The sequence below is a fragment of the Empedobacter stercoris genome, from assembly GCF_020281205.1.
Classification (GTDB): domain Bacteria; phylum Bacteroidota; class Bacteroidia; order Flavobacteriales; family Weeksellaceae; genus Empedobacter; species Empedobacter stercoris.
This window is the reverse complement of the sequence record NZ_JACXZC010000020.1, coordinates 21,616-41,697: the sequence shown is the minus strand read 5'-3', so window position 1 is coordinate 41,697 and position 20,082 is coordinate 21,616. Positions and strand designations below refer to the sequence as shown.

The following is a 20,082-nucleotide window of genomic DNA, read 5'->3' as shown; positions in this document are numbered from 1 at the left end:
ATATTTAAAATTTAGGAATGTATTCGTTTTTCGAAAAATCTTTTTTAAGCGTAGCTAACTTTGTTTTGATTGAAGAATCTACTTGATTGTTTCCTATTTTTAATACGAAACCACCAATTAAAGATGCATCAATTTTGTTTTCTACTTTTACTTGACTACCTGCTGCTAAAGTTTGTTTTGCTTTTGCAACAATGTTATCAATTGTATGTTGATCTAATTGTACTGCCGAAGTAATTTCAGCTGTTACAATATTATTTGCTTGATCATATAATGTGATAAACTGATCAGCAATTTTAAACAAGATATTTTCTCTACCCTGTCTAACGACTAATGAAATGAATGTTTGAGAAGTTTTTGATAAAGATTTAAAAATCTCACTCAATACGACTTCTTTTTTCTTCGCATCAATCACCGGAGAGTTTAAGAAAATTCTTAAATCTTCATTCTCTTTAATGATTTTGCGAACATCATTCATTTCAGCATACACTTCATTTGTTTGATTTGCTTCAATAGCAAATCCCATCAAACCTTTAGCGTATCTATGTGCTGCTCTGAATCCTGCCATGATTAATTGAATTTTACTTGATCAATAACGTCATTAACTAAAGCTTCTTGTGCAGATTTATCTGACAATTCTTTTGTTAAGATTTTTTCAGCAATTTCAATTGATAACTGTCCAACTTGATTTTTAATATCAGCCATTGCTGATGCTTTTTCGTTTTGGATAGCTGTTTTAGCGTTTTCAATTAATTTGTTAGCTTCTACAGTTGCAGAATTTTTCGCCTCGTTGATGATATTTTCTTTCATTTCACGCGCTTCTTTCAAGATTGCATCACGTTCTGCACGAGCTTCTTTCATGATTTTCTCGTTTTGAGCGTTTAATAAAGCCATCTCTTCTTTCGCTTTTTTAGCTGCGTTTAATGCATCTTCGATAGATTGTTCTCTTTCTTTAACTGCAGATAAAATTGGTTTCCAAGCTAATGATCTTAACAATACTAATAAGATGATAAATACGACCGCAGTCCAAAAAATAAGACCAACTGAAGGTGTAATTAAATCCATTGTGTGTATGTATTAAATTTTATTTTTTACTAATTAATTTTTTAATGAATTAGCTTCAACAACCAACCGTTATTGAAGCTAATTTTAATTCAAATATTATCCGTTACCTAATAACGCAACTACGATACCGAATAAACCTGCACCCTCGATTAAGGCTGCTGCGATAATCATAGCTGTTTGAATTTTTGAAGCCGCTTCTGGTTGTCTAGCGATTCCTTCCATAGCTGATCCACCGATTTTACCGATACCTAAACCAACTCCTAAAACTGCTAAACCAGCTCCGATTGCTGCAATACTTCCTGTCATGATAATTGTATTTAATTATTAAAAAATTATTTTATTGTTTTTTCTATTTATTCTTAATGATGATCGTGTTCTGCTACTGCTGTTCCGATAAATAATGAAACTAACATTGTGAATACGAAAGCTTGTAATGCCGCTACTAATAACTCTAAACAGTAGATAAATAAAGCTAAAGGAATAGAACCTCCTGCCATTGCTTCTGTTTGAAAGATAAAGATTAACGAAATTAACGACATAATGATGATGTGACCTGCTGTAATGTTCGCAAATAAACGAATCATTAAGGCGAAAGGTTTTGTAATAATTCCGATCAACTCAATTGGAGCTAAAATAATTTTTACAGGAACTGGCACACCTGGCATCCATAACATGTGTCCCCAGTAATCTTTGTTTCCTGAGAAATTAATTACAATTAATGCAATTAATGCTAATACAAATGTAACTGCTATATTTCCTGTAACGTTAGCTGCACCTGGTAACAATCCTAATAAATTATTGATCCAGATAAAGAAAAATAACGTTAATAAATAAGGCATAAATTTCGCATATTTTTTCTCTCCAATATTTGGAATCGCTACTTCATCACGCACAAAAATAATGATTGGCTCGATGAATCCTGCGATACCTTTTGGTACCATATTTCCTTTTTTGTAGTTAGATGCTACTGCAGAGAAAACTAAGATTAAAATCACGAAAGAGATTAACATTGACGCTACATTTTTCGTAATAGAAAAATCTAATGGTTTTTCATTATCCAAGTGATACACTCCTTTCTCATCGATATGAGCTTGGATTGTTCCTTGTGCATCTGTTTTATAGATTTTTTCGTGGAAGTTGATGTAGTAATTTCCATTACTTTCAGCAACTGCCTCATTGTGATGAAATTTAGAAGACATGAAAACATGTAAACCATTATCCCATAAAATAACAGGTAATGCAACACCTACACTTTTTTCACCTTCTCCCCATAAATGCCAATCGTGTGCATCTGCAATATGATGCATAATACCAGGCACGGGATTAAACGTAGACTCACCAGATTTCACTTTAGCAGCTTCCTCTTGACTCTTTGCTTGCTCGATTTTAACTAACTCCTCAAACGTTTTTGGAAGATTCTCTTGCGAAGATGCTGCGTGCTGAGCAAATCCGAAATTGAAAAGTAATAAAAACGCTAATAACGCTGAAAATTTCATGTATAATTCCTTTGTTTCTAAATTGCGTGCAAAATTATAGTAAATTAACCACTTACCAAAGTCAAATGCTAAAAATCATTAAACTTTTTTTAACTTTAAATTAATTAAGCGAATAAACACTAAAACTTCGGCAAGCAAAATTACAAAATAACTTATAATTAATTGCACTACATTTGATTTAATTTGCTCATTAACAACAACCAAAGCTAAGACAACTGCCATCTTCGCTATCATCCCTCCCATAAAGGCAAAGCCTACGTATTCGGGAAATTTTATTTTCACAAAACATCCTACTTGAAAAATCATTAAGGTGATTAATCCAATTATCAAATACATTTTGGGAACAATTAGCGGATTTTCGCTAAAATTATAGTGAGTAACAATTGTGTAATGAATCCCACAAAAAATTGCAACCATTACAATAAAAGCAAGTGCTAAAAGAATAAATTTCTTGATCATTTTATTATTTTTTTGGTAATTGCTTCAACATCAAATATAATCCTGCAAAAACACCCAGCAAAGATAAGCCAGCCGTCCATAAAGGCTGCGCTGTTTCGAACTTTTTATCTAAAAAAGTCCCCAACCAAGCAAACAAGGCAATCACAGCTGCCATCTGAATTCCCATAGCAGAAAACTTTAAATATTGATTTACACCTTCGGTCTTTCGATCTTGTTTCATAAGTTTTATGTAATTTTGCAAAAAATTATTTCGTGGTAAAGATAGGAAACATAGAATTACCAGACTTCCCTTTATTGCTTGCACCAATGGAAGATGTAAGTGATCCGCCATTTCGTCGACTATGTAAAATGCATGGTGCAGACTTGATGTATACAGAGTTTATTTCTTCTGAAGGATTGATTCGTGATGCAATAAAAAGTCGTCAAAAATTAGATATTTTTGATTACGAACGTCCAATTGGTATTCAGATATTTGGTGGAGATGAAGAAGCAATGGCCATGTCTGCTAAAATTGTCGAAACCGTACAACCTGATATCGTAGATATTAACTTTGGATGTCCTGTAAAAAAGGTAGTGTGTAAAGGAGCTGGAGCTGGCGTATTAAAAGATATAGATTTGATGGTACGTTTAACAAAATCTGTTGTCGAAAGTACGCATTTACCAGTTACCGTGAAAACTCGTTTGGGTTGGGATTCCGAATCAATTAACATTTACGAAGTTGCAGAACGTTTGCAAGAAACAGGTATCAAAGCATTGTCTATTCATGGTCGTACACGCATGCAAATGTACAAAGGAGAAGCAAATTGGGAACCGATTGCAAAAGTAAAAGCAAACCCAAATATTGAGATTCCGATTTTTGGAAACGGAGATATTGATTCGCCACAAAAAGCAATTGCATACAAAGAAAAATATGGTGTAGATGGTGTGATGATTGGTCGAGCAGCAATTGGTTACCCTTGGATTTTTGAACAAATAAAACACTATCGTGAAACAGGAGAATTGTTAGCAGAACCTACTATTATAGAACGAATGGAAGCTGCAAAAAACCACTTAAATTGGGCAGTTGAATGGAAGGGTGAGCGCACAGGGATTTTAGAAACTCGTATGCATTATACCAATTATTTCAAAGGAATTCCAAATTTCAAACCTTATCGTACAAAATTAGTTACGCATGATAACTTAGTTGATTTGGAAGCAACTTTCAAAGAAATTGAAGAAGAATTTATTCCGAAATTAACGGAAATACAATAAAACCAAAAAATCCACCAATTGCTTGGTGGATTTTTCCATTATAAACTTGAGACTACACTTAATTGCATTTATCTACAAGCATCACTTCTTCAGGATTTAATGTATCAAACTTAATCAATACCACTTCATCTACATCCGCTCTAGAGCGTAATGTAACTTCGTAAACTTCATCATTTACAGGATATTGAATTGTTGCTTTCGGACGTTTAAACGTACCGCTTGTTTCAACCACAACTCCTTGTACACACTTTCCGGTTTTCGTCAATTGATCTTCTAATTGTTCTTTCGAATATTGACTATAACCAAAAGCTATAATGCCTAAAACTGCAAATATGATGTAAAAATATTTTTTCATAAAATTCAATTAATGTTTATTATTTGTATTTGTTTGAAACAAATTTAGAAACAATTCTACTTCTATAAAATCCCTATCATTAGCTAATTCTAGATGTGAATTCCTATACCTCCAGCTTCGCAAATCGGATTTGTATGCCAATCGGCATCATCATCAAAAAGTAGATCAAATTGGTGTTCTTGATAAAATTCCAATTTATCTTCACTATCGGTATAAATAATTTTATCCACGACACCCAATGTAGTCGCATCTGCAATTAAATCTGCATTACGACCTTCCAATTTCGGTTGAATATTCATCTTTAAACAATGCTTTACGTATTGCTCGTTACTTGTCCTAACCGTCATGATCCAGACATCATGTCCTTTTCGAATCATTCGTTGCGCTAACTGAAACAAAACGTCATCTGTCAACGTATCATCGTAATCAAACGCTACTTTCAATTTATAATTTCCGTCCTGATCCTTAAACATTATTTTATTTTTAGTTCTTGTTTTGTTTTCAATGCATAAAGTGCAAAAGTTCCCAACCAATGACTTCCCATGTAATCGTCATTTGAAATATTATTTAATGAATAATTGAGGTGATTTTCTGCAATTTTATTCAACTGTTTTAATTCGGGTAATTTATGTTCAATTTGATACAAAGCTGTTGCACGACTAAAATTTAGTCCATCTAAGTGCACCAAATGACCATCTGTACGATCTGAAACTATTCCAGGATTCAATTCAAAATTCTTTTTAAATAATTGAGGTAAAAAATCTTTTAACCATTTTTTATAGTCCTCTTTTTGTTGAATTTTTGACATAATCAATGCTTCTTCTAAACAAGCAGATAAAAAATCGGAACCACTTGGCTCGAAAGCAATATTGCAACTTTTATCTTTTAAATAAAGACGATTTGCATTATCAGTAATCACTTTTTCGAATGTTTTATCATTCACAGAACGTGCATAATCGATCGCTAAGCTCAAACCAAAAGCTGTGTTATCATGCGTACCTGTACGAATTGGATAAACTAATTTCGGTAAATATTCTTTGTATCGAACAATTATCAAATCACTCAAAGGTTTCAAATTTTTTGCCCAAACTTGCGCATCTTTATCTTGCCAATGATTCAATTCCATTTGCAATTGTAACAACCAAGCCCAACCATAAGTACGCTCAAAATTCTTGTTATTTTTATCATTGAAAAAAGCCATTTCGACCGCAACATTTTCTGCTGTAATCAATTGATTTAACTCATTTCTAACCTGATTATTTTGATCCAATTCAGGAAAATCTTTCATCAATTTCACAATCGACCAAAATCCATGCACAGACGAATGCCAATCAAAACAACCATAAAAAATTGGACGCAATTGCTTTGGCGTTTTAAGATCTGCATCACTTCCCAAAACATTTCCTAATTTATTCGGGTATTCTACAGAAATACAATGCGTTGGTAAATCGAAAATTTTCTTTGCTTGATCTAAATTCAAATCTTGTGCAAAAGCAGTCGTCGTCAATAAAGTTGTTAAATAGAGTATTTTTTTCATCAAAATGTTTTTACCAAATTACTAATTTTTATTCGAGTCCAAGAATTTTTTCAATTCTTCTTTTGCTTGTAAACTTTCAGAAAAAATTTTCACATTTTGTTCAAAAAACTGTTTTGCTAAATCATTTTTCTTTTGTTTTACCAGATAATTTGCAACATTATTGATATACGTTTCTGTTGGTTGAAAAGAATAATTCAATTTTCTAGAAATCGTTTCAAAAGAATCCTTCACCAAATTTGGTTGATTCGGAATCTCTTTAATATTCACACGATAACCATCAAACTGCCAACGCAAATAATCAATCGAGCCAATCATCGGAACCGAACCATGTTCTTCGTCAATATATTGTTTGTAATGATAATTCAATGATTTATTCTTTGATGATTTCAAACGTTCGTCCACCTTTTTTATACTTTGATAATGGTCTCGTAAATGATCTGCATTTTGACTTTCACCAACTTGTGTTATCATCAAGAATCGATTCTCGAAAGAATGATTTTCTAAATTTTGATAAAGATTCAATAATTCTTTGTCATTAAACCAAACACTTGGATCGTGCGCAACATATCCATTGAAAGTTTTGGGATGGTTGTACAAGGTTTTCAACGCAAAATATCCACCTAAAGAATGTCCAATTAACAAACGAAAATCATTCACACGATAATTTTTCTGCATAAAAGGAAACAATTCATTTTGAATAAAATTCAGAAAATTAACATCATTTACATGTGTAAAATCTTTTGTTCGATCACCATTTTTATTCGTAATTCCGACAATGATCGATTCAGACATTTCTGGATAAAATCCCAATTGAAACTTAGAAACTACGCCTGTTAAAAACGTAAAATTAGATTCGGCATCTAACACATAAATCACAGGATAATTTACTTTTTGAAGTTTATTATTATAATACGATTCGGGAAGATTCACCCAAATTTCTCGTTCAGTATTTAAGATTTTGGAATTTATTTTTTGGATTTCAGCAATTGATAATTTCTCTTGAGAAAAACCGATTTGAGAGAAAATCAAACAAAATAAAAGTAGGAATTTTTTCATGTATAAAATTTTTCTAAAAATAACTATTTAGAATTATTCTACACAAATGATTTTAGACAAAAAAAACGACCTCATCTTGAAGTCATTTTTCTATATAATTTGTAATTATTTTAACTGAAAATATTCCATTTCAACCCAAGTTGAAATTTAAAATCTCGGTACGGAACATTTGGTGCGGCAAAATATTCTGGTTCTTTAGTGAAAGAAGCATTGATATGTTCACCACGAATGTAGAAACGCATATTACGAACCTTGAAATTGATAAAAACATCCAAAATAGGATAACCTCCAATCTCTTGAATATTAGTTGGGTCTTGTATGGCAAATTCATTAAGTATCGGGATGTAACGTAATCCATTGTATTTCGTAAAATACGTTGCATTAATACCCGCTTGTAATTGTGCATTTTTATTAAATAATTCTCCTTGCCAATATAACGTTTCACGAATCAAGAAGTCTGGCAAAGGCATAATATTCTCATTCTTGGTTACTTTTTGATATTGAGCTGTCGAAACCAAATTTATTTTTCCGAAACGTAAATGATTTTCACCTTTTATTTTGAAATAATTGATATTATCATTTAGCTGTTTGTAAACTAAATCTGAATCCAGGTACACTTTATTGTCGAGATTGTAAAGAGATGCTTCTACTGTCGTATTTACTTTATCTAATTTTAATTTTGCAAATAAATTTTGAACATTTTCTGTTTCAAACTTGTTTGCGTAATTAAAATCGGCAAAAAAACTTTGATTATAAATGGCATTCACCGATGGAATCTTAGACTGTATAACCGCTCCTGCGCTTAATGTATAACCTTCTATTGGCGTAATATCTAAAACGGCATCCACATTGTAGACACTTTTATAATTATCCGATTGCAGATACTCTACATTTCCGTAAAGTTTTAACTTTTCATTCCAATCAAAATCCACTTTTCCTACAACTCCAAAAAGATTTTCTTTTATTTCTTTAGGATTAATTACATTATAAATTATGTTGTCATCTTCATCCACTTTAGAAAAAATAAAAGGCTCTTCTGAAAACACACGCAAACTCTGTAATTTAACTCCAGCCTCAATTTTCACACGATCGGTCCAAAGAAAACCAGCAGTTGTTGTATTCGACAAATCAGTAAAACTCTTTTTATTTCTGTTGTCAAGTCCTGTTATCAGAGGTGTATCATACAAATCACCATTTGGAGAGGAATCTTCGTATCGATATTTTTGTTTTTCGTAGGAAAACTTGTTCTTTAATTCGATCGGATTATAAAAAGTAGAATCTTTTTCGTTCAACTTTTTTAAAATTCCATACGACGCATTCAACTCAATTCGACGTGCATCAAATTCAGATTTTGCTGTTTGGGAATTTACATCGATATTACGAATATTTGTCTTTCTACGTTCATCTTGTAAAATAAAATCGTAAATATCTTTTATTCCACCGTTTTCATTATTTTTCAAATTCTGCGCTGCATAATTCCACCACAACTTGAAACGTTCTGATTTTGTTTTATAATTTGATGAAAATACGAATGTATTATTCTGTGCCTTTTCGTGTTTATAACGGCCTTCAGAAATTAAACCTCGGTAATGAAAAGTGTAGTTAAATTGTTTGTTGATATTGTGCGAAAATGTGGAAGACAAAAAGTTTCCTTCTTTGACACCATTTTCGTAAATAAACTCAGTATAAGGCGTTTTGACATCGTAATATTTGATCTCATTCGCATAATAATAGTTATACTTTTTACCCGTAGGCAACATCGATGGATTGAAAGGTGAATTTTGATATTCTAAATCCACAACAACACCTCCAACATTAGGATAAAATAATTTCCCAAACGCATCCTGCTTTATAAAGTTTTGGTTGTAATAGTTTTTGATATGCAATGTTGTATCAATAACTTCTGGCTTTCTGCCATTTGTCCAAAATTTATAATCGTCGATTTTAGTTTTAAAATACGTTATAGAATCATTCCCTGACGATCCTTTTAAAGGTTTTAAACTTTTTATCGAATCTTCTTGAGCTTGTGCTATCACAGCTCCCAATAAAAATAAACCAATGATTGTTTTTTTCATCCTGTTGAATAAATCCTTACAAAAGTAATCTAAAATTGAGAGATACAAAAAAACCCACTTATTTCTAAGTGGGATAATGTTATAAAAAATTTAGAATTAATTTCCCCAAAGAGGATGTTGTGTCATGTTTGTATTTAATAATCTTGACGATAAAGATATTGGATAAACAAAATATCTACTATCAGCAGGTATAGAGCATTTATCTCCAAGACAATTTGTCTTTTTATCAAAACCTAAATTATTACGTTTCAAATCGAAAAAACGATGTCCTTCTGCAACAAATTCTTTCTGAGCATCTAACAAAATAGCTGTTAAAGCGTCTCCTGAATAAGGTTGTGCTTTTCGTTCTGCTGCATGTTCGTTTAACATAGCCAAAGCTCCAGCATTATCTCCTTTTTTCGCCATCGCTTCCATGATAACATACTTCGCTTCTGTCATACGAAAGACTTTGATATTTCCATACCAATTCCCTCCCACACTACGAGGATATTTTCTTGTCCACACACCTTTTGGAGTATCTTGATCAGGACCTGATGCATTGATTAGAGCTACACGTGAATCATCGTCATCTTTATTTGGTGTATCTACTCCGTCAAATAGCTCATACACCCATTCACGAATTAATAAGCCTTTGTGAGTTCCTTGATTAGAATAAAATGTTGCAGGATGTGCATTAATCTGTAATGAATATCCAGATTTTTGCTCTATTTCATAAATAGTTTCTGGTTGTTCTTCTGATTTTGCTTCAGTTGTTCCTGTAAAGTAATCATATAACTTATCATTCGTAATGACTTCAAAATTACTTGGAGAGTTCTCTAATACTTCAGTTGCATACTGTATTGCTTTATCATAATCACCAGAAGCTCCTCTTGTCAAATAAACTTTAGATAAAATCAGCCTACCTGCAGTTGGAGAAAGAAATGTTTTTGAAACTCTTGAACCTGGATTCATTTCACTAATTCCTTCTGTTAAATCTTTGATAATTTGATCATAATTTTGTGCAACTGTAGCTCTTGCTGGGTTTACATTAGGCGTTGTATATTTTTCTAACATCAAAGGAACACCATATTCTTGGTATTGACCTGATGTAGGATTTGATGAAAACAACTGAACCAAATAAAAATAGGCTAATCCTCTTGCTATTTTTGCTTCTCCTTTGAAACTTTTTACGACTGCTGTTTCAGGTAAGTTTTCGTCATAAATAACAAAATTTGCTTTTTGTATCACATCATACAGAGATCTAAATGGGCCAAATCCACTATCGCCTGACCACCCCATACTTTGTTGAGTTTGATAATAACCACTTTCCAATATATTACTTGCAAATACATTATCAGAAATTATGTCTGCATTAATTAATAATCCTGCTCCAAATAAAGATTCAGAGGCTAATGAATTATAAATATTATTCGTTGCCCATAACATCTCCTCTTCTGTTTTTAAATCTCCTGTATAGATTTCGATGATTGTAGGCTCTATATCTAATTTGTCTTCGCTACAAGAACTTAGTCCCATTATGGCTGTTGTTACAAGTAAGCTTAATATAATTTTTTTCATAATTTTTTTGTAAGAATGTTAAAAATCTAATGATACTCCTAAAGAAATAGACTTCATAATAGGTGATGTATAGTCATATAGACCTTTTCCTCCTGCTCCTCCATAAGCATTAGAGTTTGATTCTGGGTCAAAATCTAAATCTTTATCGAATGCATACATCCACAGGTTAACTCCTTTTGCATAAATTGTTAAATTATCTACTCCTGTACTTTTCTTGAATAAGTCATTAAACCTATACGAGAATTTCACTTCTTTCAAACGAATATGATCTCCTTTTCTCACCCAACGATCAGAAAGCAATTCAGTTCCATTCCCTTGTCCTGCAATTGGCTTAGGATTTTTAGCGTTTCGATTATCTGGTGTCCAAGCATCGTATAATGCAGATTTAATTTGGTTATTCCCCATTTTAGATCCGTCACTTAAGATAAAGTTTTGCCACATATTGTGTACATAGAAATCAAATTGTCCTGTGAAAAATACCGAAAGCGTAAATCCCTTATAAGAAAAATCATTTTTGATACTTGCTAAATACTTAGGAAATCCAGATTTTCCTAACCAAACGCTTTTTGCTGCTGTTCTATCAGTAGTCGTTGCTGTTTTTGTTCCGTCAGTCCACCACATTCCTGCTCCAGTTTCTGGATCTACTCCAGCCCATAATGGCACATAATATTCTCCATACTCATGCCCTTCACTTAACGCTCTAATTCCATTTCCTGAAATTCTTTGAACTGCTTCCGGATTATCCGGGAATAATTTTACTACTTTATTACGATTATATGCAAACGTTCCAAAAATATCCCATTTGAATTCTTTATTAATTGGTTTTGCATTGATTGTAGATTCAATTCCTTTATTAGATATCTCCCCTACATTTGTTCTATAAAAACTTGGATATCCTACTGGTTCAACAAGTGTCTTATCATAAATTGCAGAAATTGTTCGTTTGTTATATACGTCTAATGTAATATCAAACATATTTAATAAACTGAAATCTACTCCAATATTTAATTGTTTACTTACTTCCCATTTTAAATCTGGATTACCAATTTCTGTTAATCCTATAGTAGGATTTGTTCCATATCCTGTAGAATTTACAGCTTGTAAAAAGTATGTATTATATTGCCTTCCCCAACTATCTGCATAAGGTATATTCCCTATTTCACCATAGTTTCCACGTAGTTTTAATTTAGATAAAACTCGACCGTTTCCAAAGAATGCTTCTCTTGAAATATCCCAACTACCACCAGCAGACCAGAAAATACCACTTTGTTCATTCTTTCCTAAAGTAGAGTTAGCATCTCTTCTTAATTGCCCAGAAAATGTATATTTACCATCTAATGTATAATTCAATCGTCCGAAGTACGATATTTGCGTCCATCTGTATGGTTCAGATTCTCCTGCAGAAATACCTTTTGGATTCCCCCCAAATGTCAAATAAGGTAATGGTCTTGTTAAACCTACTACTCTTGCCCACTCTTGTGTATATTCGTGTTCTTGGTACTCCATTCCTACCCACGCTTGCAAATCATGTCTGTCGTTAAAAACTTTTCTGTAACTTACAGAGTTCTGCCAATTCCAATCGTAAGCATTTGTGTGTGCAACTGTAACTATACCTCCTGGTAAACCATTTGGAAGATCAGGATTAACTCCTGGTGCAATTTCTTGATTTTTACCATCTGCAATAGAAGGATCCCAATATTGTTTTTCTTTAATTTTTTGGTTTTGGATACCAAACATCGAAAAGAAATACAAGTTTTTTGCTAAGGTATATTCTGCATTAATCGAAGCTAAATACGTTTGAATATTTCCTTGTACAAAATCTATATTTTGAATCGCCACAGGATTAAATCCTGAATTCCCTGCTCCTAAATGTGTTTGGTTATAACTTCCATCCGCATTATAGATCGGATAAATAGGTAAAATAGAAAACTGTGTTGTCCATGGATTACGATATGCTCCTCCATCATCAAATGTATGTCTTCTTACATTAGAATAATTCAGGTTAAGTCCTAAAGTCAACTTATCATTAATTTTATGATCTAAAGCTGAATTTATACTTAGACGATCAAATTTTGAATTTATAATCAGTGATTTATTATCATAGTATGATCCTCCAATACGGAAAGATGTATTTTCACTACCTCCTGTAGCTGAGAAATTATAAGTGTTAACCATCGCTTGGTTACGTTGTATAGCTTTTCTCCAATCAGTATCCGTAACGCCATCATAATTATATTGAGATTTTGTTACAAATTCCCTTGCTGCATCCATTGTAGGATAAACAAGATTTCCATTTTTATCTTTTGCCTCTGTATTGAAATAAGATAATGCTGCCCATTCCATAAACTCGGCAGAGTTCATAAACTCTTGTTCATTATAAGCTATCGATTGTACACCCGTATCACTTGATATATTAAATCGTGTTTTCTGATTGTATCGTCCTTTTTTAGTTGTAATCACGATTACTCCATTTGCTCCACGCGCTCCATATAGAGCAGTTGCCGAAGCATCTTTAAGAACCATCACATTTTCAACAGCATTTGGATCAATTGCAGCCAAAGGATTCCATGACTCCATTATCCCTGCATTATCTGTTCCTTTTCCTACAACAATACCATCAATTACATACAATGGATTTGGTGATCCAATAAGCGAGCCTACTCCACGAATTGTAATAATATTAGTAGAACCTGGATCTCCTGAATTAGATGAAAATGTTAATCCAGCAACACGTCCATTTAAGACTTCATCAATTGAAGCTGTAGGAGCTAATTCAAAATCCTCTTTCTTTACAATATCATAAGCACCAATTTTTTGTGCAGCATCCATTTTGATCCCACCAACTAAATTTACGGTACCTAATTCGATATTTTCAGATGCTTTTGAAGCGAATTTCACATCACCAAGCATTGTTGAAGTAACTTTAATTATCTTTTCTTCTCCCATAGAATCGATAATCTTCAATGTATCTCCTACTTTCGCGTCTACATTAAAATTTCCATCTCCATCTGTATAGACAGAAGCTCCTGTTCTTGTAACAATCACCTCTGCTTCTTCCATTGGAAATCCATTCGAGTCTTTTAAGACTCCTTTAACTTGAGCATAAGCCAAACCTCCTATCAAAAACATTGATAGAATGCCCAAAGAAGTAAATCTTCTCCTCATATTGTGTTAATTTTTAGTGCTAATTATTACAAATATGATAAATAAATATTTACAATGCAAATATTTTGTTAAAATTATTTAAAATTTACACAAAAAAAACCACTTATCTCTAAGTGGTTATATATTAGTAAATAATAAATTATTCTACTTTATCAAAAAGAATAAGTAGTGCCTTCTGCTCCATCTTTTAGTTGAATTCCTAAATCACTTAATTGATCACGAATTTGATCAGATAAAGCCCAATTTTTATCTACACGTGCTTGATTACGCATTTCGATTAGCATTTTTACAACACCATCTAATTTATCAGAACTTTCATTAACAGCTTCAGTATCTAAACCTAAAACATCATGAACAAAACCATTCATAATCGCTTTCAAGCGTTCTAAATCTTCTGTTGTAATATTTTCGAAGCTATCTTTGATCGAGTTGATCATTTTCACGGCATCAAATAAATGAGCGATCATAATTGGCGTGTTGAAATCATCATCCATTGCAGTATATAATTTCGCTTCCAACTCATCAATGTTAACAGTAGATATTTTTTTTGGTGTAATATTTTCTAACGTTTTTAAGGCTTCAACCAAACGGTTATACCCTTTTTCCGAAGCCAACATCGCTTCATTCGAAATATCTAACACACTGCGGTAATGCGCTTGTAAAAAACAAAAACGAACGACACTTGGATGAAACGCTTTTTCGAAAAAGTTATTTTCGCCATTTACCAATTGCATTGGCAAGATGTAATTTCCTGTCGATTTACTCATACGTTGTCCATTCATCGTCAACATATTAGCGTGCATCCAATATTTTACTGGTTCGTGGCCATTAGAACCTTTTGCTTGTGCAATTTCACATTCGTGGTGAGGGAATTTAAGATCCATTCCTCCTCCATGAATATCGAAAAAGTCACCAAGATATTTTGTACTCATCACTGTACATTCTAAGTGCCAACCCGGAAAACCATCTCCCCAAGGCGAAGCCCAACGCATAATGTGAGCAGGCGAAGCATTTTTCCAAAGTGCAAAATCTACTGGATTTTTCTTCTCTCCTTGTCCGTCTAAATCTCTTGTGTTATTGATTAACTCTTCGATATTACGGTTACTTAACTCACCATAATTAAGTCCTTTTTTGTTGTATGCTTCTACATCAAAATAAACTGATCCGTTTACCTCGTAAGCTAAACCTAAATCGATTAATTTTTCTGTTAAAGCAATTTGTTCTAAAATATGTCCTGTTGCTGTAGGTTCGATTGTTGGAGGTAGTAAATTAAATTTTTCTAAAACTTGATGAAAATCTACCGTGTACTTTTGTACGATTTCCATTGGTTCTAATTTCTCTAATTTTGATTGTTTTACAAAACGATCATTTTCTACATTTCCGTCATCTGTTAAATGTCCCGCATCAGTAATATTACGAACGTAACGCACTTTGTAACCCAAAAATTTTAGGTAACGATAAATCATATCAAACGACATAAATGTACGTACATTTCCTAAATGCACATTACTGTAAACCGTTGGACCACAAACATACATTCCAACATTATCTTGATTGATTGGTTCGAATGTTTCTTTCTGTCCCGTTAAGGAATTATGTAATTTTAATTGATTTTCTTTTACCATTTTATAGGATTTATAGTTTTAAACATTGAAAGGAGTTTTCATTCCGATATACGAAATAAACTCTTTTCTTAATTGCTCACTTTCTTTAAAAGCTCCACCAAATTCAGCTGTTACTGTACTTGATTCGATATCTTTGATTCCGCGCGAATTGACACACAAATGTTTCGCATCAATAATACATGCGACATCGTCTGTCCCCAAAGCATCTTGCATCGCTTTCACAATTTGCATTGTCAAACGCTCTTGTACTTGTGGACGTTTTGCATAATATTCTACAATACGATTCATTTTAGACAAACCGATTACTTTCCCTTTCGAGATGTAACCAACATGTGCACGACCAACGATTGGTAAAAAGTGATGTTCGCAAGTCGAATAAACCACGATATCCTTTTCAACCAGCATTTGATTGTAGTTATATTTATTTTCGAAAGTTGACATTCCAGGCTTACGCTCTGGTAATAAACCACCAAAAATCTCTTTTACGAACATTTTCGCAACACGTTTTGGCGTTCCTTTCAAACTATCATCTGTTAAATCTAAGCCTAAAGTTTCCATGATATTACGGAAATCCGCTTCAATCTTTTCCACTTTTTCTTCAGCAGACAACTCAAATGCATCAGCTCTCAAAGGCGTTTCTAAGTTTGCTGACATATGGTCGTCCCCCATTTCGTCATGAAGATGTTTATCACACATTACATAAAAATTTCTGCAAATTTATAAAAGTTAGTCATATAAAACCTTATCAAACCTCAATTATTCAATTGAAATGATTTCTATCTTTTATCAAATCAATGAAAAGATTATCTTTGATGTATCACAAAATCGAAAAAATGATCAAGAAAACTTACGGTATTGATTTTCTTTCGTTCGAGGATTACAAAGGAATCAAAGAAGGAAATATCGAAATTGAGCTTAACGAAGCAAGTAAAGAACAAATCTTAAAATCTCAACAAAACGTTGCTAAAATAGTTGCTTCTGGACAAACAGTTTATGGAATAAACACTGGTTTTGGACCTCTTTGCGACACAAAAATCTCTGAAGCAGAAACGCGTCAACTTCAACACAATCTATTAATCAGTCATGCAGTTGGTGTGGGAAATCCGATTAAGAAAGAAATTTCTAAAACCATGTTAATTGCAAAAGCACATGCTTTATCAAAAGGCTATTCAGGTGTGACTTTAGATGTGGTGGAACGAATTTTAGTAATGGTTGAAAAAGACATTATTCCAGTTGTTCCAGAAAAAGGATCTGTTGGTGCATCTGGAGATTTAGCTCCTTTATCACATTTATTTTTACCCTTAATCGGCGAAGGAAAAGTTTGGGATGGCGATACAATTGTTTCGACAAAAGAAGCTTTAGCCAAACATCATCTACAACCATTAAACTTATCCGCAAAAGAAGGTTTAGGATTAATCAATGGAACACAATTCATCTTATCTCATGCCTTACACGGATTAGAGAAATTTGAATATTTATTGAATTTAGCTGACGTCGCAGGCGCTTTATCATTAGAAGCTTACGAAGGTTCGCCTCGTCCATTCGAAGAAGAATTACACCAAGTTCGCCCATTCAAAGGAACATTGTTGGTTGCAGAACGTATGAGAAATTTATTAAAAGGTTCTGAAATCGCTTTCTCTCATGTAGAATGTGGTCGTGTACAAGATCCCTATTCGTTGCGTTGCATGCCACAAGTTCATGGCGCATCACGAAATGCATTTTTCCATTTACAAGAATTAGCTGAAATCGAATTAAATTCTGTTACGGATAATCCAATCGTTGTTTCGGATGAAGAAGCTATTTCAGGTGGAAACTTTCACGGACAACCATTAGCAATGGTGTTAGATTATGCGACAATTGCAGCCTCTGAATTAGGAAATATTTCGGATCGTCGTCAATATTTATTAATCGAAGGAAAATATGGATTACCAAAGTTATTAACAGAAAGTTCTGGGTTAAATTCTGGATTTATGATTCCTCAATACACTTCTGCCGCGCTTTGTACAGAAAACAAAACGTTGTGTTTCCCTGCATCTGCTGATAGTATTCCAACATCTTTGGGACAAGAAGATCACGTTTCAATGGGAAGTATTTCTGGACGAAAATTCAACCAAGTTTTAGATAATGTAGAACGTATTTTAGCAATCGAATTAATGTACGCTTGTCAAGGTTTAGAATTTAGAAGACCTCGTAAAACAAGTGCTTTCTTAGAAGAAGTTTTTGCAAAAGTTCGTTCAGTTTGTCCAAAATTAGAAGACGATCGTTTGATTGGAGATGATATCAATACTATTATCGATTTGTTACAAACAGAAGATTTCAAGAAATTGATTTTAAGTTTCTAAATCATTCTTTTTCATCCAGATTCTGTCGAAGGATATATTTTTAATAATATGAAAAAAAGATTCCTCGACAAACTCAAAATGACAAAAAAACGTTCAGAATAAAAATATAAAAACACAAAAAATGACTTTTCAAGAACAAATAAAACAAGGTATTCCTTCTATTTTACCTCAAAAAAAAGACAGAGATCCCAATGTAAGTCACGCTCCAAAGCGTAAAGAAATATTATCAGAGGACGAAAAAAAATTAGCACTTAAAAATGCTTTACGTTATTTCGATCCTATTCATCATGCTGAATTAATTCCAGAATTTAAACAAGAATTAGAAGATTTTGGTCGAATTTACATGTATCGTTTGATGCCTGATTATAAAATTTTTGCACGTCCAATTACAGATTATCCAGGAAATTCGGAACAAGCAAAAGCAATTCAATTAATGATTCAAAACAACTTGGATCATGCAGTTGCACAACACCCAGAAGAATTGATTACTTACGGAGGAAATGGTGCTGTTTTTCAGAACTGGGCACAATATCTGTTAACAATGAAATATTTGTCTGAAATGACAGACGAACAAACATTGGTCATGTATTCTGGTCATCCAATGGGATTGTTTCCTTCACACAAAAATGCGCCTCGTGTTGTCGTTACGAATGGAATGGTCATTCCTAATTATTCGCAACCTGATGATTGGGAAAAAATGAATACATTAGGCGTTTCTCAATACGGACAAATGACGGCAGGAAGTTACATGTATATTGGTCCGCAAGGAATTGTACATGGAACAACGATTACTGTTTTGAATGGTTGTCGTAAAATTGATGATAAAGGAACAGCAGGAAAATTATTTGTTACGGCTGGTTTAGGCGGAATGTCTGGAGCTCAACCAAAAGCAGGAAATATTGCAGGAGTGGTATCTGTTACTGCAGAAGTTAATCCTGCTGCAACCTACAAACGTCATGAACAAGGTTGGGTAGATGAAGTGATTGCTGACTTGGATGAATTAGTAACTCGTGTAAAAAAAGCTAAAGCAGATAAAGAAGTTGTTTCGATTGCTTATGATGGAAATATCGTTGATGTTTGGGAAAAATTTGACCAAGAAAACGTTTATATTGATTTAGGATCAGATCAAACTTCTTTGCATAATCCTTGGGCTGGTGGTTATTATCCGGTTGGATTAACATTAGAAGAATCAAATCAAATGATGGCCGAAAACCCAGAGTTATTCAAAGAAAAAGTCCAAGAATCTCTTCGTCGTCATGCTGCTGCGGTTAATAAACATACTGCAAAAGGAACGTATTTTTTTGATTATGGAAATGCCTTTTTATTAGAAGCTTCTCGTGCTGGAGCGGATGTTATGGCAGAAAACGGAATCGATTTCAAATATCCTTCGTATGTACAAGATATTATGGGTCCAATGTGTTTCGATTACGGATTTGGACCATTCCGTTGGGTCTGTACTTCTGGAAAACCAGAAGATTTACTAAAAACCGACGAAATCGCTTGTCAAGTTTTAGAAAAGATTATGCAACATTCTCCTGCTGAAATTCAACAACAGATGCAAGATAATATTACGTGGATAAAAGGTGCGCAAGAAAATAAATTGGTTGTTGGATCGCAAGCTCGAATTTTATATGCAGATGCAGAAGGACGAATCAAAATTGCGAAAGCCTTTAACGATGCAATTGCGAAAGGCGAAATAGAGCCAGTTGTTTTAGGTCGTGATCATCATGATGTTTCGGGTACAGATTCTCCTTTTCGCGAAACGTCTAACATTTATGATGGTTCAAAATTTACAGCTGATATGGCGATTCATAATGTTATTGGGGATAGTTTCCGTGGCGCAACTTGGGTTTCTATTCACAACGGTGGTGGCGTTGGTTGGGGCGAAGTAATCAACGGTGGTTTTGGAATGCTGTTAGATGGATCTTCAGATGCTGAAAACCGTTTAAAATCAATGTTACATTGGGATGTGAACAATGGAATTGCTCGACGTTCTTGGGCAAGAAATGACGAAGCTATTTTTGCGATTAAACGCGCTATGGAAGAAGAACCTTTGCTAAAGGTTACACTTCCTAATATGGTTGATGAAAATTTATTATAAA

The 20,082-nt window shown here is 33.3% G+C and carries 18 protein-coding genes; 3 read left to right on the top strand and 15 right to left on the bottom strand.

The features are described from left to right. Nucleotides 1-4 precede the first annotated feature (4 nt). The 6 genes from atpH to IF125_RS10015 all read right to left on the bottom strand — a co-directional run bounded on the left by atpH (nucleotide 5) and on the right by IF125_RS10015 (nucleotide 3,237). Complete coding sequence (gene atpH, locus IF125_RS10040; protein ID WP_225539663.1) at nucleotides 5-565, bottom strand: ATP synthase F1 subunit delta; 561 nt, start codon at nucleotides 563-565, stop codon at nucleotides 5-7. Between the two features lie 2 nt (nucleotides 566-567). Further along, nucleotides 568-1,062, bottom strand: coding sequence for a F0F1 ATP synthase subunit B (locus tag IF125_RS10035; RefSeq protein WP_171623381.1), 495 nt, complete (start codon nucleotides 1,060-1,062; stop codon nucleotides 568-570). Nucleotides 1,063-1,158: 96 nt separating this feature from the next. Further along, entirely contained in the window at nucleotides 1,159-1,368 is a 210-nt protein-coding gene (gene atpE / locus IF125_RS10030) for an ATP synthase F0 subunit C (protein ID WP_013598300.1), read from the bottom strand. 53 nt (nucleotides 1,369-1,421) lie between these two features. Then, the gene (atpB, locus tag IF125_RS10025) at nucleotides 1,422-2,558 is read right to left on the bottom strand and encodes a F0F1 ATP synthase subunit A (RefSeq protein ID WP_225542383.1); all 1,137 of its coding nucleotides are present in this window, start codon (nucleotides 2,556-2,558) and stop codon (nucleotides 1,422-1,424) included. Nucleotides 2,559-2,636: 78 nt separating this feature from the next. Then, nucleotides 2,637-3,017, bottom strand: coding sequence for a hypothetical protein (locus IF125_RS10020; RefSeq protein ID WP_225542382.1), 381 nt, complete (start codon nucleotides 3,015-3,017; stop codon nucleotides 2,637-2,639). 4 nt (nucleotides 3,018-3,021) lie between these two features. After that, nucleotides 3,022-3,237, bottom strand: a complete 216-nt coding sequence (locus IF125_RS10015) for an AtpZ/AtpI family protein (protein WP_171623378.1) — start codon at nucleotides 3,235-3,237, stop codon at nucleotides 3,022-3,024. Nucleotides 3,238-3,269: 32 nt separating this feature from the next. Here IF125_RS10015 and dusB point away from each other — a divergent pair, with 32 nt between their 5' ends. Further along, nucleotides 3,270-4,268 (top strand): tRNA dihydrouridine synthase DusB, encoded by a 999-nt coding sequence (dusB, locus tag IF125_RS10010; protein ID WP_171623377.1) that lies wholly within the window; start codon nucleotides 3,270-3,272, stop codon nucleotides 4,266-4,268. Between the two features lie 58 nt (nucleotides 4,269-4,326). Here the strand turns inward: dusB and IF125_RS10005 are convergent, their stop codons facing one another. The 9 genes from IF125_RS10005 to folE all read right to left on the bottom strand — a co-directional run bounded on the left by IF125_RS10005 (nucleotide 4,327) and on the right by folE (nucleotide 16,334). Continuing rightward, nucleotides 4,327-4,623 carry a hypothetical protein gene (locus tag IF125_RS10005; protein ID WP_225542381.1) on the bottom strand — a complete coding sequence of 99 codons (297 nt, stop codon included), beginning with the start codon at nucleotides 4,621-4,623 and terminating at the stop codon, nucleotides 4,327-4,329. Between the two features lie 89 nt (nucleotides 4,624-4,712). Then, the gene (locus IF125_RS10000; protein ID WP_225539666.1) at nucleotides 4,713-5,096 is read right to left on the bottom strand and encodes a hypothetical protein; all 384 of its coding nucleotides are present in this window, start codon (nucleotides 5,094-5,096) and stop codon (nucleotides 4,713-4,715) included. Continuing rightward, complete coding sequence (locus IF125_RS09995) at nucleotides 5,096-6,160, bottom strand: DUF2891 domain-containing protein (RefSeq protein ID WP_225542380.1); 1,065 nt, start codon at nucleotides 6,158-6,160, stop codon at nucleotides 5,096-5,098. Before IF125_RS09995 ends, IF125_RS10000 begins: the two co-directional genes overlap by 1 nt. A gap of 21 nt (nucleotides 6,161-6,181) precedes the next feature. Further along, complete coding sequence (locus tag IF125_RS09990) at nucleotides 6,182-7,216, bottom strand: alpha/beta hydrolase (RefSeq protein ID WP_225542379.1); 1,035 nt, start codon at nucleotides 7,214-7,216, stop codon at nucleotides 6,182-6,184. Between the two features lie 110 nt (nucleotides 7,217-7,326). Beyond that, nucleotides 7,327-9,291 (bottom strand): putative porin, encoded by a 1,965-nt coding sequence (locus IF125_RS09985; protein WP_225542378.1) that lies wholly within the window; start codon nucleotides 9,289-9,291, stop codon nucleotides 7,327-7,329. Nucleotides 9,292-9,387: 96 nt separating this feature from the next. Then, the gene (locus IF125_RS09980; RefSeq protein ID WP_225542377.1) at nucleotides 9,388-10,848 is read right to left on the bottom strand and encodes a RagB/SusD family nutrient uptake outer membrane protein; all 1,461 of its coding nucleotides are present in this window, start codon (nucleotides 10,846-10,848) and stop codon (nucleotides 9,388-9,390) included. Nucleotides 10,849-10,866: 18 nt separating this feature from the next. Continuing rightward, nucleotides 10,867-14,013 (bottom strand): SusC/RagA family TonB-linked outer membrane protein, encoded by a 3,147-nt coding sequence (locus tag IF125_RS09975; protein WP_225542376.1) that lies wholly within the window; start codon nucleotides 14,011-14,013, stop codon nucleotides 10,867-10,869. Nucleotides 14,014-14,165: 152 nt separating this feature from the next. Continuing rightward, on the bottom strand, nucleotides 14,166-15,638 hold the full coding sequence (gene cysS / locus IF125_RS09970) for a cysteine--tRNA ligase (RefSeq protein WP_171623368.1): 1,473 nt from the start codon (nucleotides 15,636-15,638) through the stop codon (nucleotides 14,166-14,168). Between the two features lie 18 nt (nucleotides 15,639-15,656). Continuing rightward, on the bottom strand, nucleotides 15,657-16,334 hold the full coding sequence (gene folE / locus IF125_RS09965; protein WP_171623367.1) for a GTP cyclohydrolase I FolE: 678 nt from the start codon (nucleotides 16,332-16,334) through the stop codon (nucleotides 15,657-15,659). A 98-nt stretch (nucleotides 16,335-16,432) separates the two neighbouring features. Between folE and hutH the strand changes: the two genes are divergently transcribed. After that, nucleotides 16,433-17,980, top strand: a complete 1,548-nt coding sequence (hutH, locus tag IF125_RS09960) for a histidine ammonia-lyase (protein WP_394369886.1) — start codon at nucleotides 16,433-16,435, stop codon at nucleotides 17,978-17,980. A gap of 121 nt (nucleotides 17,981-18,101) precedes the next feature. Continuing rightward, nucleotides 18,102-20,081, top strand: a complete 1,980-nt coding sequence (locus tag IF125_RS09955) for a urocanate hydratase (RefSeq protein ID WP_225542375.1) — start codon at nucleotides 18,102-18,104, stop codon at nucleotides 20,079-20,081. Nucleotide 20,082 lies beyond the last annotated feature (1 nt).